Annotated in this window: 17 protein-coding genes; 7 read left to right on the forward strand and 10 right to left on the reverse strand. The window is 68.6% G+C overall.

The annotated features are described in order from the left end of the window. The first annotated feature begins 205 nt into the window (after nt 1–205). From SK854_RS23930 to SK854_RS23945, 4 genes are all read left to right on the forward strand, one after another. Nucleotides 206–550, forward strand: coding sequence for a DoxX family protein (locus SK854_RS23930; RefSeq protein WP_319977320.1), 345 nt, complete (start codon nt 206–208; stop codon nt 548–550). Beyond that, nucleotides 547–1,701: an AfsR/SARP family transcriptional regulator gene (locus SK854_RS23935; RefSeq protein ID WP_319977321.1), complete on the forward strand. Its 1,155-nt coding sequence runs from the start codon at nt 547–549 to the stop codon at nt 1,699–1,701. The genes SK854_RS23930 and SK854_RS23935 overlap by 4 nt, the downstream gene beginning before the upstream one ends. A 69-nt stretch (nt 1,702–1,770) precedes the next feature. After that, the gene (locus SK854_RS23940) at nt 1,771–2,217 is read left to right on the forward strand and encodes a hypothetical protein (RefSeq protein ID WP_319977322.1); all 447 of its coding nucleotides are present in this window, start codon (nt 1,771–1,773) and stop codon (nt 2,215–2,217) included. Nucleotides 2,218–2,233: 16 nt separating this feature from the next. Next, a complete protein-coding gene (locus SK854_RS23945; RefSeq protein ID WP_319977323.1) occupies nt 2,234–2,695 on the forward strand; it encodes a hypothetical protein in 462 nt (153 codons plus the stop codon). 178 nt (nt 2,696–2,873) lie between these two features. Here the strand turns inward: SK854_RS23945 and SK854_RS23950 are convergent, their stop codons facing one another. From SK854_RS23950 to ftsZ, 7 genes are all read right to left on the reverse strand, one after another. Then, a complete protein-coding gene (locus SK854_RS23950) occupies nt 2,874–3,359 on the reverse strand; it encodes a hypothetical protein (RefSeq protein ID WP_319977325.1) in 486 nt (161 codons plus the stop codon). Nucleotides 3,360–3,374: 15 nt separating this feature from the next. Further along, nucleotides 3,375–4,190 carry a DivIVA-like cell division protein Wag31 gene (gene wag31 / locus SK854_RS23955; protein WP_093597422.1) on the reverse strand — a complete coding sequence of 272 codons (816 nt, stop codon included), beginning with the start codon at nt 4,188–4,190 and terminating at the stop codon, nt 3,375–3,377. A 48-nt stretch (nt 4,191–4,238) separates the two neighbouring features. Further along, entirely contained in the window at nt 4,239–4,514 is a 276-nt protein-coding gene (locus SK854_RS23960) for a YggT family protein (RefSeq protein WP_319977848.1), read from the reverse strand. A gap of 18 nt (nt 4,515–4,532) precedes the next feature. Next, complete coding sequence (locus SK854_RS23965) at nt 4,533–5,189, reverse strand: cell division protein SepF (RefSeq protein WP_319977326.1); 657 nt, start codon at nt 5,187–5,189, stop codon at nt 4,533–4,535. Between the two features lie 67 nt (nt 5,190–5,256). Further along, complete coding sequence (locus SK854_RS23970) at nt 5,257–5,955, reverse strand: YggS family pyridoxal phosphate-dependent enzyme (RefSeq protein WP_319977327.1); 699 nt, start codon at nt 5,953–5,955, stop codon at nt 5,257–5,259. Beyond that, complete coding sequence (gene pgeF / locus SK854_RS23975) at nt 5,952–6,656, reverse strand: peptidoglycan editing factor PgeF (RefSeq protein ID WP_319977329.1); 705 nt, start codon at nt 6,654–6,656, stop codon at nt 5,952–5,954. The genes SK854_RS23970 and pgeF overlap by 4 nt, the downstream gene beginning before the upstream one ends. Nucleotides 6,657–7,469: 813 nt before the next feature. Next, entirely contained in the window at nt 7,470–8,792 is a 1,323-nt protein-coding gene (gene ftsZ / locus SK854_RS23980) for a cell division protein FtsZ (RefSeq protein WP_319977330.1), read from the reverse strand. A 328-nt stretch (nt 8,793–9,120) separates the two neighbouring features. Between ftsZ and SK854_RS23985 the strand changes: the two genes are divergently transcribed. Beyond that, nucleotides 9,121–9,990: an RICIN domain-containing protein gene (locus SK854_RS23985; RefSeq protein WP_319977331.1), complete on the forward strand. Its 870-nt coding sequence runs from the start codon at nt 9,121–9,123 to the stop codon at nt 9,988–9,990. On the opposite strand, the gene SK854_RS23990 is transcribed toward SK854_RS23985, so the two are convergent. Beyond that, nucleotides 9,987–10,481 (reverse strand): DinB family protein, encoded by a 495-nt coding sequence (locus SK854_RS23990; protein WP_319977332.1) that lies wholly within the window; start codon nt 10,479–10,481, stop codon nt 9,987–9,989. The genes SK854_RS23985 and SK854_RS23990 overlap by 4 nt on opposite strands. Nucleotides 10,482–10,502: 21 nt before the next feature. Next, a complete protein-coding gene (gene crtI, locus SK854_RS23995) occupies nt 10,503–11,924 on the reverse strand; it encodes a phytoene desaturase family protein (protein ID WP_319977333.1) in 1,422 nt (473 codons plus the stop codon). Between the two features lie 94 nt (nt 11,925–12,018). On the opposite strand from crtI, the gene SK854_RS24000 reads away from it, so the two are divergent. Both SK854_RS24000 and SK854_RS24005 read left to right on the forward strand, forming a co-directional pair. After that, complete coding sequence (locus SK854_RS24000) at nt 12,019–12,144, forward strand: hypothetical protein (protein WP_319977335.1); 126 nt, start codon at nt 12,019–12,021, stop codon at nt 12,142–12,144. Between the two features lie 159 nt (nt 12,145–12,303). Continuing rightward, a complete protein-coding gene (locus SK854_RS24005) occupies nt 12,304–12,774 on the forward strand; it encodes a hypothetical protein (RefSeq protein WP_319977336.1) in 471 nt (156 codons plus the stop codon). Nucleotides 12,775–12,838: 64 nt separating this feature from the next. Here the strand turns inward: SK854_RS24005 and SK854_RS24010 are convergent, their stop codons facing one another. Continuing rightward, the gene (locus tag SK854_RS24010) at nt 12,839–13,501 is read right to left on the reverse strand and encodes a cell division protein FtsQ/DivIB (RefSeq protein ID WP_319977337.1); all 663 of its coding nucleotides are present in this window, start codon (nt 13,499–13,501) and stop codon (nt 12,839–12,841) included. Between the last annotated feature and the right edge of the window lie 76 nt (nt 13,502–13,577).

Raw genomic sequence — 13,577 nt, forward strand, 5'->3', positions numbered from 1 at the left:
CGCCGATGTGGCTCGGCCTGCCGCGGTACCACCCCGCTTGCTCACCTTGGGGGTGAGCCTCTCGTTCTTCGGCTGTGACGGGCCGGTCCCGTCCGGTTCTACTGAGGTGCTCGCGCACCCGTTCTTCCGGAGGCTCCCCGGTGATGGCCGGATCGGTGCCTGTGAGTTACAGAGTAACCGCAGGCGCAAACCGTATGCTCGCGCGATGACGTTGACCATCGCGTTGTCGATCGTGCTGGCCCTGCTGTTCGTGGCGACAGGCGCGGGCAAGCTGTTCGGGGCGAAGGCGTCACTCGAGGCCCGCGACCACTTCCGGATGAACCCGGCGCTGTGGCGCACCATCGGCGTGCTGGAGTGGGCCGGTGCGGCGGGCCTGGTCGTCGGCCTGGTCACGTGGGAGTGGGTGGCGCACGCCGCCACCGTCGGGCTCGGGCTGCTGATGGTCGGCGCCACGATCACCCGGCTGAGGTACGACTCGAAGCCGTCCGGTGTGGTCGTGGACCTGGCGCTGCTGGCGTTGCTGATCATGTTGCTGTTCCTGGACCGGTGAGGCACGAGTTCCGCGTCCTCGGCGCACCTGAGATCCGGCTCGGCCCCGACCTCGTCGACGTCGGCCACGCCCGCCAGCTGAGCGTGCTGGCGGTGCTGCTGGTCGACGTCAACCAGGTCGTCGGCGTCGACAAGCTGCTGGCACGGGTGTGGGACGACGCGCCGCCGCGACAGGCCAAGGCCGCGCTCTACAGCTACATGTCCCGGCTGCGGACCGCGCTCGACGGCACCCCGATCGTCCGCCGCTCCGGCGGGTACGTGCTGGAGACCGACCCCGCGTCCATCGACCTGCACCGGTTCCGCTCTCTCGTCGTGCTCGGCCGTCCCGACGAGGCCATGGCGCTCGTGCGCGGCGAACCGTTCGCAGGCCTGCACGGCACGTGGTTCGCCGGTCTGCGCGAGACATTGGCAGGCGAGATCACCGCCGCCGAACTCGACCGCACCGACGCGCGCCTGGCCGCGGGCGAGCACCTCTCGCTGGTCGCCGAGTTGACCGCCCGCACGTCCGAACGCCCGCTCGACGAACGGCTCGCGAGCCAGCTGATGCGCGCGTTGATCGGCGCCGGCCAACGCCCCGAGGCGCTCGCCCACTACTCGCAGCTCCGCGACCGGCTCGCGGACGAACTGGGCCTCGACCCCGGTCCCGCGTTGCGCGACCTGCACGCGTCGTTGATCCAACGTCCACAATGGAGTCCACGCCAGCTTCCCGCCGCCCCAACGGATTTCGCCGGCATGACGGCCGAGCTCGCGGCCCTCGACCTGGCCGGGCCGATCGTCACGATCACCGGTCCGGCCGGCACGGGAAAGACGCGGCTCGCGTTGCACTGGGCGCACGAACACGCCGCCGACTACCCGGACGGCCAGTTGTTCGTGGACCTCAACGGTTCCGATCCGGCCGACGTCGTCCGCGAGTTCATCACCGCGCTGGGCACCAGTCCCGACGGCATCCCACCGGAACCTCACGCGCAGACAGCGCTCTACCGCACGTTGCTGGCCGACCGGAGAATGCTGATCGTGCTCGACAACGCCGCCGACACCGCCCAGGTCGTGCCGCTGCTACCGGGCACCCCGCGGTGCCGTGTCGTCGTGACGAGCCGCGAACGCCTGCCGGGCCTCGTCACGGCCCACGGCGCGCGCCCGGTCGTGCTCTGAGTAGAAGCACTCATGGTGCGCTGAGCGGCGCCTCCCCCAGACTTCTCGACGAGGTGATTGGGGGATCACGTGAAAGTTCTGGCACTCGCCGCTTTGCTGAGCACCACCGTCGTCGCTCCGGTGCAGGAGTTCTCCTTCGAGGCCGAAGCCAACGCTTGGCCGATCCGCGGCCGGTCCGCGAACTGGTCGGCTCCCGCCGAGGAGATCCGGGTCGGGCTGCGCCGGTCCGACAACACGATCAGGATCCACGCCGAGCACAACGGCCTGGAGGACTACGTCCTCGTCGAGCTGAAACGGCACGACGGACAGCTGATCACCGCCGGCTCGTACCACGACGAGCAGGTCAGGGTCTTCGGCGACGGCTTCGTCTGCACCGACGACACGGCCGACTTCACCGTCGACCGCGTCGAGTACAACGCCGACGGGTGGACCGACGTGTTCGCGGCGTCGATCACGCACACCTGCGGAGACCAGCCCTTCAACGCGTTCCGGGCACGGGTCGACTTCAACCGCTGACATCCTGGGGGGAACCATGATTCGCGCTGTTCTGACCACCACAGCATTACTGCTCGCAACCGCCGCACCGGCTTCGGCCGCGACCGGCTCCCTCGTCTGGGACTCCGACGCGGGCGCGTGGCCCACCGAGGGCCGCTCCGGCACCTGGACGCCACCGGGGCTGTTCTCCGTGCGCGAGGCCCCGGAGGAGGACAACCTGATCCGGATCAAGGGCGAGTCCCCGGACGAGCAGGAGTTCCTCGAGATCAGGTTGTACCGCCACGACGGGCAGCGCATCACCGAGGGCCACTTCGAGGATCAGAAGGTCCTGGTCGTGAACCACGGCTTCGGCTGGTACGACAACGCCGGTGACTTCGACGTCGAGCACATCGCGTACAACGACGAGGGCCTGATCTCGGAGTTCGACGGCGCGATCGAGCACCACTACCGGGACAAGCCGGACAGCACGTTCCGCGCGAAGGTCAGCTACCGGCGCTGACGCCGGGAGGGGCGGTCGTGTTCCGTCTGCGGAACACGACTCGCCGGTGCCGGGCGTGAGCAGAACCCCACGGGGGCTGCCCGGTGAAGACGAATGCGGAAACGACGGCCAAGGGCTCTCAGCCTCATGGCTCGTTCGTGCCGCCAGACCGCACGGTTCGTCCGCGAAACGAACGAAATCAGGCGGTACGGCTCCTGCGCACCAGCACCGCGTCAGGGGTGCAGTGGGCGCAAGGCGTGAACTGCAACTGCCGTGCCTCCTGCACCGGGAGGCCCAGAGTGGGCCTCCCGGCAAGCCAGGAGCACGAGCTCAGGTGATACCGGGGCCGCTCGTCCAGCACCCGGACCTCGTCCACCAGATCGGCCACGACGAGCAGGTCCGCCGCGTCGGTGTCCTCTTCCAGTGGTTCCTCGTCAGCGGGCGGCGTGTCGGCTTCCGCCGGCACCACTACCCGTTGATCATCAGCTACAGCTTGTTGATCTACACTCTGCGCGTCGGCAGCGGGGTCCCCCGGTCGCCGTCGCCACCAGTCCCAAGCAAGGACCAGGGCGGCGAGCACGCTCGCGCCCACGGACGACCACGCCCAGATCGTGTTGGACGTGGCCAGCGCAGGAACGAGCAACCCGAGGGCTGCCAGCACCAGAAGTAGAACTACGAAGAGCACCTAGCGAACAGTAGTTCAGCCCGCTTCAGCGCGTGCGCCGAACGAGTAGCCCTGGGAACGACCCTCGGACGGAGCGGCCGGGCCGCGGTCCTGGAGGTCGCGCAGGGACGACTCGAGCATCGTCTTCAGTCGCGTGCGGTACTCGCGCTCGAACGTCTGCAGCTTGTCGATCTGCTTCTCGAGCGTGTTCTTCTCCTGGGTGATGTTGCCCATCACCTCGGCGTGCTTGCGCTGCGCGTCACGGTCCAGCGCGGTGGCCTTCTCACGGGCCTGCCGCTCCAGAGTCTCCGAACGCGTCCGCGCGTCGTTGAGCATGGTCTCGGCACGCGTGCGTGCCTCGTTGACCATCGTGTCGGCCTTGGCGCGGGCCTCGGACAGCAGCTGCTCGGACTTCGTGCGGGCCTCGGACAGCATGCCGTCCGCTTCGGCCTTCGCCTCGCCCGTCAGCCGGTCCGCCATCTCCTGGGCGAGACCCAGGACCTTCGCGGCCTGCACGTGGTGGTCTCCGCCACCACCGGGGGACGTCTGCTCCATGACCGAAGGCGGCGGGACCGGCGCCAGGCGGCGCGGCTCCTCGACCGGCATACGGGTCGTCATGGGGCTGGAAGAAGCCTTGGCACGCGCGTCGTCGAGGTCGGCGCGCGACGTCTCAAGCTGCTGGTCGAGCTGCTCGACCTGCTGACGGAGGTCGTTGTTCTCCTCGATCAAGCGGGCGAGCTCGCCCTCAACCAGGTCGAGGAACGCGTCCACCTCGTCCTCGTTGTAGCCCCGCTTGCCAATCGGCGGCTTGCTGAATGCAACATTGTGCACGTCAGCGGGGGTCAACGGCATCGGATCACCTCTCGCACTCCTGGGCTGCGGTCATCCCACGGTTCCCCGTCACCTGGGATCTGCGAATCGCATCAGAATGATAACGACTAGCCACAGCACAATAATCGATAGGTCCAGCCCGACGCCCCCGATCCGCACAGTCGGGATCACCCGACGGAGCCAACGGACCGGTGGGTCGGTGACCGTGTACACGGTCTCAAGCGTCACGGCTACGCCGCCCGCTGGGCGCCATTCCCTCGCGAACGTCCTCACCATCTCGACCACGACACGCGCGGTCAGGAACAGGGAGAACGCGAACAGGACGTAGAAGATGACGAGACGGATCGGGTCCACGGGTCAACTCTAACCGTGGTTCCCGAACCCACCCTCCGCCAGCTTCCTGCGGTCCTCCGCCGTGACGTCAACGTTCGGCGGTGAGAGAAGGAACACCCTGCTGGTGATCTTGTCCATGGACCCGCGCAGAGCGAACGCGAGTCCGGCCGAGAAGTCGACGAGACGCTTCGCGTCCGCGTCGTCCATGTCGGTCAGGTTCAAGATCACCGGTGTGCCGTCGCGGTAGTGCTCCCCGATAGTGCGCGCCTCGCTGTAGGTACGGGGGTGAAGCGTGGTGATGCGCGCCAACGGGTTGCTTGTTGCCGGCTCGGCAACGGGACGCAGCCTGCTCACGGGCTCGCGCTGCGGCTCGACAGCGAGTGCGCCGTGCACGGGTGCATCGGCACTCCAGCGTCGCGTGCTCGAGGGGCTGCCCCCGCGCCGCGACTCCGGCTCGTAGTCGTCCGACTCGTCGATGTCGGCCCGGTATCCGGAGCCCTGGAGCTCCGACCGGCCCGGCGTGAACACGCGGTTGCGCCGCGGGTATGGGTCGTAGTCGTCGGCCTCGGCCGCGTACTCGGACCGGTAGTCGCCGTAGCGGCCGCGGTCGTCGTCGTAGCCGGGGTCGTCTGCGTACTCGGCGGGGACCATCCCGAAGTAGGCCTTCAGCTTGTGCAAAGCGCTCATTCCAGCCCCTCCTCGGCGGTTCCCCACTCTTAGGGACGGTGCGGACGGTCCCGAGGTTCCCGACAACCTACGGCGAGGTTAGTCGCCGGCCGCCGAGCAACGCCGTTCCGACACGCACACAGGTCGATCCGTGCGAGATGGCATCTTCCAGGTCACCGCTCATTCCCGCTGACACTCCGATGGCAGTGGGATGATGATCACGTAGGCCTGATACCACCGAAACCAACGCCTGAAACGCCTGCGATGGGTTCATCGTCCGGGGCGCGACAGTCATCGCACCTCGGAGAATAAGATCACCCGAACGAGTGATCACGCCAGCCAGTTCCGCCACATCCGCAACAGCAACCCCACCGCGCGACGTGTCCCCGTCGATGCTGACCTGCAGCAACACGTCGAGCGTCTTGCCTTTCGCGTGCGCCGCCTTGGCCAACGCCTCCGCCAGCCGGACGCTGTCCACCGAGTCGACCTGATCGGCCCACTCGACGACGGACTTCGCTTTGTTGCGCTGCAATCGCCCGACCATGTGCCAACGGGCTTCTTCGAGATGTCTCAATTGGCCGACCTTCACGGCGGCCTCCTGATCGCGATTTTCCGCGAAGTGCCGCAACCCGAGCCCGTAAAGGATCTCCACATCGCTCGCGGGCCAGGTTTTCGTCACCGCGAGCAACATCACCTCGTCCCGGTCTCGCCCCGCCGCCTCACAGGCCTTGGCGATGCGTTCCTCGACCTCGGCGAGGTTCTCCTTCAGCTCCTCGGCCCGGTTCACGGCTCGATCCAGATGACCGACGCAAGCCTCCCGGTAGGCGCCTGCCGCCGATGACTGAACAGGTCCTTCTCCTCGAACGTGCACCGCGGGTCGACCCCGATCTTCCCGACCCCGGCACTCCCGAGCTGGTTCCACAACCCGGCCCGAAGATCCAGCGCGGGCGTACCCTTCCGCGACTTGGACGCACTACCAGGCAAGTGCTTCTCGACGTCCCGCTGCATGTCCGCGGGCACCTCGTAACACTCACCGCACACCGAGGGCCCCAGCAGAACCTCGATGCGCTCAAGCTCGGCCCCCAGCGCCATCATCGCCTTGAGAGCCTCCACAACAACCCCGACCCGAGCCCCGACCCGCCCGGCGTGCACCGCCCCGACGACCCCGGCCTCCTGATCGCCGAGCAACACCGGCACGCAGTCAGCCGTCAACACGACAAGCCCGAGACCAGCCCTTTTCGTCACAACGGCATCGGTGGCCTCAAGCGGCTCGGCCTGCGGCCCGTCCACGGTGGCAACAGTGCGCCCATGCACCTGCTCCATCCAGACCAACCGGTCGGGCGCAAGCCCAATGCCCTCCGCGAGCCGAGCACGATTGGCCTCGACCGCCTCCCCGTCGTCCCCGACGTGATCGCCGAGGTTGAACGACTCGTAGGACCCCTTGGACACGCCACCGGCGCGGGTGGTGACAACACGACGAATGCGCACCCCCACACCCTAGTTCGCACCACCGACACGCTCCGGCAAGCGGCCCCCAGGCCGCCCCGGCAGCACCCACCCACGAGGCCGAAGGCGAGCCGTCCTCAACGCGATGCCGAAGGCGAGCCGTCTTTACCGAGCGGGCCCGGCGGTGGGGTCCCGTCACGAGTCGCACCACAGCACTTGCTGCATCTGGAAGGGGAGGTCAAGTCGACACGCTTTTCGTCGACTTGACCTCCCCTTCCAGATGTGGCCCGCTCCTGGTGCGGCTTGGGACGGGACCCCACCGCCAACGCAACTCTCTAAGCAACCGGCGGCCGCCCAAAGCAACAGGCGTGCCATCAACCCGCCCGCGGCGCCACCCCCCGATCAGATTGCCGGGGGTCTGGGGGCAGAGCCCCCAGGGGAAGCACTCAACGCAAGGTCGCCGCCCGCAAGGTGACCACCCGCAAGGTCGCGACCCGCCTGCCAACGCAAGCTGGCCGCCCGCAAGGTCACCACCCGCCCGGTCGCACCCCGCCAACCCAATACAAGCCCGCCGCCCGCCACCCCAACGCAAGCCCGCCGCCCGCAAGGCCACCACCCACCTGGTCGCGACCCGCCAGCCCAACGCAAGCCCCAGGCAAGCCGACTACCGCAAAGCCGCCCGCCAGGCCCCCACCCACACGGAGACCAAGCTGACGCAGGCGTCCCCCCAACAGGAAGACCCCCTGAGCCCAAACGCTACTCAGGGGGTCCGACAAGATCATCACCACAAGTCACAAGGCCGCATCCGCCCCGGCCCAACCCGACACAGCCGCACCCAGCAGCCGCGCCGGCACATCACCGCCGCATGAACGGCGGCACGTCCACCTCGTCATCCGGGTCCTCGGTAACCGGCACAGGCCGAGAAGGCAGCGACCCGTTCGGAGACAACGACCGAGGCACAGAAGGCACGTACCCGTTCCCCTGAGCCGGCGAGGGCTGCGGCGGCACGGTGGTCGGAGGCTGCTGCACAGGCGGAGCCTGCCGAACCTCGGGCTGCGCCTGCTGCACGTGCTGCACCGGCTGCTGAACCGGAGGCGCCTGCACGGGCGGCGGAGTCTGCGCCACCGGCTGCTGCACGTGCGTGGGCACCGCGGTAGCAGAGGCGATGGGCCCGGTAGCGGTCCGAGGCTGCGAGGACAGCGCCGTCGGCTCCAGCTTCTTGTGCGTGGGGCCGCCGCTGTCGAAGCCGGCCGCGATCACCGTGACCCGGACCTCGTCGCCCAGGGAGTCGTCGATGACCGTACCGAAGATGATGTTCGCGTCCGGGTGCGCGGCCTCCTGGACCAGCGACGCGGACTCGTTGATCTCGAAAAGGCCCAGGTCGGAGCCACCGGCGATCGACAGCAGCACGCCGTGCGCGCCCTCCATCGAGGCTTCCAGCAGCGGCGAGTTGATGGCCTTCTGGGCGGCCTGCACCGCTCGGCCCTCTCCTCTGGCCGAGCCGATGCCCATCAACGCCGAGCCCGCGCCGGACATGACCGACTTGACGTCGGCGAAGTCCAGGTTGATCAGACCGGGGGTCGTGATCAGGTCGGTGATGCCCTGGACACCGGAGAGGAGCACCTCGTCCGCGGACCGGAAGGCGTCCATCAGGCTGACGCCGATGTCGCCGAGCTGCAGCAGCCGGTCGTTGGGGATGACGATGAGCGTGTCGCACTCGTTGCGCAGGGCCTGGATGCCGTCTTCGGCCTGCTTGGCGCGGCGCTTGCCCTCGAACGAGAACGGGCGCGTCACCACGCCGATGGTCAGTGCGCCGAGCTTGCGGGCGATCGAGGCCACGACGGGCGCGCCGCCGGTGCCCGTGCCGCCGCCCTCACCGGCGGTCACGAAGACCATGTCGGCCCCCTTGAGGACCTCCTCGATCTCCTCGCGGTGGTCTTCGGCGGCCTTGTGCCCGACCTCGGGGTTCGCACCCGCGCCGAGGCCACGCGTCAATTCGCGGCCGATGTCGAGCTTGACGTCGGCATCAGACATCAGCAAGGCCTGGGCGTCGGTGTTCACCGCGATGAACTCGACGCCCTTCAGCCCGACCTCGATCATGCGGTTGACGGCGTTGACGCCGCCTCCACCGATGCCGACGACCTTGATCACCGCGAGATAGTTGTGCGGGGGCGTCATCGGATCCGCCTTCCTGATCGTGGTCCGCGCTGTGCTGGGTGAGATGCACCCGGATTGAAACTCTCAACCTCTCATCGAGGCTCAGAGTTATGTCAACCCCATATGTTCCTGCTGGACGGTAAGCACCGACGGTGCGTCGGTCCAGCAGCCACGCCGTAGGGTCCCAACACTGTGCGCTACTACTCCCCGGTCGTGCCGTCAAGTAGTTGCGCACGATCCTGAGGACGACGCACCGCAAGCCTAGTCGGACGTCGAATGAGAGATCGTCTCGCCCATCCCTACGTCACTTCCACACCTTTCCAGGCGTCCCCGTCGCTACTGTCGGTAGATGGGGATGAAGATGCTGAGCGTCGCGCTGGCCGCGATCGCTCTGGGGGCAGTGACGGTCGCACCCGCGAGTGCGGCGCCGGAAGGCAATCCGATCATCGAGATCAGCAGTGTCGCGCACGGGCAGTGCCTGCAGCCGGACTCCGGTGGCGGCCTGCACGAACTCGCCGCCTGCGACGACACGCCGAGGCAGCGCTTCGAGCAGATCCAGCTGGGCGACGAAAGATTTCTGCTGCGCAACCTCGGCACGCGCTCCTGCCTGGACGTGACGTTCGGACTGTGGAGCGACGTCTGCGACGACGAGGCGGAGACGACCCAGTTCGCGGAACTGGTGCCGGACGTGGCGGACACGGTGCGGATCAAGTTCGGCCAGGTCTACGCCGACACCACGGAAGGTGTGTGGACCTGGGAGTTCGCCGACACCGACCACCAGCGCTGGCGGGTGCGGCAGACCGGCACCACGGTGCCCGTCGACACCACTGGCCAGATCGTCCGCATCGCGAGTGTTCACGACAGCTACGGCTGTGTAACGCCGACGGGATACAGCACGTCGGTCTACCACCAGCCGTGCGCGGACGTGCCCGAGCAGAAGTTCCAGCGGATCGAGACCGGCGGCAGCACCATGCTGCGCAACATCGCGTCGGGCAAGTGCCTCTCCGCGAAGCACGGGGGCACCAACGCCTACGAGTTCGACTGCGACCCGGCCGACGCCAAGCAGCTGTGGACGTTCGAACCGGTCAGGACCGGCGACTTCCGCATCCGGCTGTCCTCCGACCAGCGCTACCTCACCCCGGTCGGGCGGGAGCTGTGGATCATCACCCGCGGCGGCACCTACAACACCTACGAGAGCTGGACCCTCAGCGTCGCCTAGTCGCCGACGGTGCCGTCCAGCAGTTCCCTGACGACGTCCAGCTGACCGGCGTGCCGGGCGGTCTCCTCGATGACGTGCGCGAGCACCCATCGGGCCGAGACCGTCCGGTCGCCCCGGAACGGCACCTCGGCGTCGAGTTCCAGGCCGGCGAGGACCTCCCGGCTCTCCGCGCACTGCGCGCGGTAGTCCGCGAGGAACCCGGCGAGGGTCTCGCCCTCCTCCACGCGCCAGTCCGCGTCGGGGTCCTCCATCGTGTACGGGGCCCGCGACGCACGTCCCGCGAGCACCACCTCGAACCAGTGGTGCTCGACCCACCGCACGTGCTTCACCACACCGGCCGCCGTCGTGAGCTTCGACGGCAGCACCGCCCGTGCCGCGTCGCCGTCGGCCAGGCCCTCGACCTTCAGCTCGATCGTGGCGCGCAGGTAGTCCAGCAGGGCCGTGTACGTCGCGCGCTCATCGGCGGCGAGTGGTGGTGCGGTGCGTGTCATGCGGCGCAGCCTGCATGAGCGTCAACGCGGCCGCACCGCATTTATCCGCCGGGCCGCGAGCCGTCCGGAGATCAGCACCGGCGGCACCCCGACACCCGGCGTCGTCCCCGCACCCGCCAGCGCCACGTTCTCGGCGCCCCGCACGACGTTGCGCGGCCGGAACGGTCCCGTCTGCGCGAAGGTGTGCGCGAGCCCGAACGGCGTCCCCGCCGCGTTGCCCCAGTCCACCGGCGTCACGAGCACCTCGTCCCGCACCGCCGCGCCGAAGCCGTCCAGCCCGCGCGCTTCCAGCGTCCGCACCAGTTCGTCGCGGTAGCGGGGACCGACGCGCGCCCAGTCGATCTGCCCGGTCGTGAGGTTCGGGCACGGCGCCAGCACGTAGTGCAGCCCGTCCTGCGCGTGCGTGACGAGCAGCGACGGATCGGACATCAACCGTCCCTTGTGGACGATCTCGTCGAACGTGCCCCGCCACGCCGCCCCGAACAGGATGTTGTGATGTCCGAGGTCCCACGTGCGGTCCGTCGCGGCGTGCAGCACCACCGCAGATGGCGACCATCGATGCGGCAGCGCCCTCTGCGGCGACTTCCCGAGCAATCGATGGGCGTCCGGCAGCTCACACGCCAAGACCACCGCGTCACACTCGATGCGCTCCTCAGCGGTGTGCACGGCCACCACACGCGCACCGCGCCACTCCAGCCGTGTGACCGTTGCGCCGTAACGGAACTCCGCACCGTGCTTCGTCGCGGCAGCGGCCAACGCCTGAGGCACCGCGTGCATCCCACCACGCGGGTAGTACACGCCCGCGATGGTGTCCATGTACGCGATGACCGCGTACGCCGCGAGAGCCTGCTGTGGCGGCACACCGGCGTACAAAGCCTGGAACGAAAAGAGTCTGATCAGCCGTTCGTCCCGCAAGAACCGCCGCAACCGCGGCTCCAGCCGCCCGAACCCGCCCAGCGTCGCGAGCTTCACGAGCTCCGGCCGCAGCAGGTCGAACGGCGAGTCGAAGTTCGCGCCGATGAAGTGCTCGCGCTGCGCCGAGTACAGCTCTCCGAGCCATCGCCGCAGCTCCCGGTACCCGGCCGCTTCCCTTGCGCCGCAGACGGTCCTGACCTCGTCCTCCATCGCGGCGGCATCGGTGTGCACCGCGATGCCCGACCCGTCCGCGAACCGGGCGCGATAGGCGGGATCGACCCGGTCGAGAGTCAGCCAGTCGGAAAGCCTCTCTCCCACCGCATCGAACGCCTCCTCCAGGTACTCGGGCATCGTCAGCACGGTCGGCCCGCTGTCCGCGGTGAACCCGCCGACGCGAACGGTGCCGGCCCGGCCACCCGGTGCGTCCGCCTTCTCGAGCACGGTGACCCGGCGACCGGTTCCCCGCAGGTGCAACGCAGATGACAGTCCGGCGAGACCGGCGCCCACCACCACGACGTGGCCCGGCATGAGTACTTCCTTCGGGTGACAACGATCATTCTGGCTAATACCGCGAGTGGCTGTCCGATGAGCACGTTAGTCGTTCATCACCAGGAGGCATGTCTTGGCACCCGCACCCGCGTCCGTGCGTTCGCTCGTCATCGAGGCGATCGTGTTGGAACTCGTCACGAGCAGGCTGGGCAGCCTCGTCGTACGGGCAGCGATGGCGCGGCTGAAGCCGAACGGCTAGCGCGCGATCCTCAGGAGAATCCCTTGTGCTCCCAGCCGAATCCTCGGTCCCCGCACCGGCGTCCGCGCCGGCTCCCGACGCCGTCAAGGCCGCCGGCACCACGGCGCTGACAGCACGACCTCGAACTGAAGGACCGCAGTGGAACCATTTCCACCAGTAGTGACCGTAGGACCGGAGCCACCACCGAAACGCCGGCCGCCGTGGCTCGCGATCGGCTTCGCGCTGGTGGCGCTGACAGCGGGCGGAATCGGCTTCGGACTGGGCAGGGCCACCGGTCCCGACCTGCTGCGCTCCGCCGGCACGAACTCCGCCACGCCGTCCACCTCGGCCTCACCCAACGCGTTCACGGTCAGCGGCTCGATGACCGTGAACGGCAGCTGCGGTTCGGGCGGCTACGCCGACATCGCACTCGGCGGCCAGGTCGAGATCGTCAACCAGGACAACGAGGTGCTCGGCGTCGGCACGCTGCAGACCGGCGCAGGCGCCCGCTGCTCGTTCAGGTTCACCGTGAGCGGCATCCCCGAGGGAGAGCGGCTCTACGGCGCGAAGATCGGCAACGCCAACCGCGGTGTGATCTGGAAGAGCCAACAGGAAGCCAGGACTGAAGGCTTCCACCTGACGCTCGGCTGAGAGGCTAGGCCGTGTCCTGCAAGTCTCGTCCGCGATGGTCGCGCCCGAGGGCCCCGGAGGCGGCCTAGGAAACCGTGGCCAGGTCAGGCGATGACACGTCGTAGGTCTTGCCCTCCCGTGTGAGCAGCACGAGCAGCACAGCCCCCTTGCGAGCCGTGTCGTCGGAGCTGCCCCACTTCACCACGCGGTCCCCCGTGAGCGTCAGCTTCACGTCGGCACCGGTCGTCGCCGCCACCGACACCACCTCGGGTCGCAGCTTCTCCGGCAGCCCGTTCACGACCCCGACCACGGCGCGAGTGGCCGGGTCCGAGGACGAGGGCAGGGTCAGCACCAGTTCGGGCACGCCCGGCGCGGCGGCCGGGAGGATCGCGTAGTCCTTGCCGGTGGAGTCGATCAGGTGGAAGCCGTCCGGCAGCTTCACCGAGCCGACCGGGGCGCGTTCGGTGATCAGCAACCGGACCGTGCCGGGGAGCTGGCGTTCGACCTCGACCGCGGCGACGCGCGGGATGCCCGCCACGCGGTCGTGGATCTCCTTGAGGTCCAGGCGCACCAACGGGGAGCCGGAGTCGATCCCCGCGACGGCACGGACCTCGTCCTCGGTCAGCGCCACGTTGCCGCGGACGTCGACCTGGCGGACGCCCAGCAACGGCGTGAAGAACACGCAGTAGACCAAGGCCAGCACGGAAAGCACGGACAGCAGCGCCACCAGGCGGCGGCGCAGGATCACCCTGCGCCGCGCCCGGTACTCAGCACTCTTCGGTCTCCGGTTCGCGGAGCGAACTCGCGTGGACCTCCCGCGAACC

It is taken from the genome of Lentzea sokolovensis (genome assembly GCF_033949975.1).
Lineage (GTDB): Bacteria > Actinomycetota > Actinomycetes > Mycobacteriales > Pseudonocardiaceae > Lentzea > Lentzea sokolovensis.